The organism is Lyngbya sp. CCY1209 (assembly GCF_055795065.1).
The window spans coordinates 1-431 of the sequence record NZ_JAYFER010000443.1; the positions used below are offsets into that span (position 1 = coordinate 1).

Annotated in this window: 1 protein-coding gene; it reads right to left on the reverse strand. The window is 61.7% G+C overall.

Features of this window, described 5'->3' with window-relative positions; translation table 11 throughout:
* On the reverse strand, positions 1–308 hold a 308-nt coding region (locus tag AC0QHF_RS13690), incomplete at its 3' end, for a hypothetical protein (RefSeq protein WP_324704778.1).
* Between the last annotated feature and the right edge of the window lie 123 nt (positions 309–431).

A 431-nucleotide genomic window follows, 5' to 3' on the forward strand; every position in this document is an offset into this window, starting at 1 on the left:
TCGGAACTGGCGATCGGGATGGTCACATCGGCCGTCGGTTGGCGATCGAGGACAACGGTAAATGTGTCCGTGCCCCCGGCTTCCGTCGTGGTCAACCCTTCTGTCGGCGTCACCGTCACGCTCCCGGGCACCACATCCTGGTTTGTCACCGCGACATCGGCGACCTCGATGCCGTTGTAGTTGGCATCGTCGCTGGTGGCGGCGGCTAGTGCGACTGTGTAGGCCTGGTCCCCGTCTACCACGTCATCGGCCACACCCGTCACGGTGACGGTTTGGGGGGTATTCCAGTTCTCGGCTGTGAAAGTCAACAATTCGGTGGAAACCGTCCCCTCGGATGGGTCCGAACTGCTCAGAGCGATCGCAACATCGGCTGTCGGCTGGGTATTGAGAACCACCGTAAATTCTGCCGTCCCCCCGTCTTCCGTCGTGGT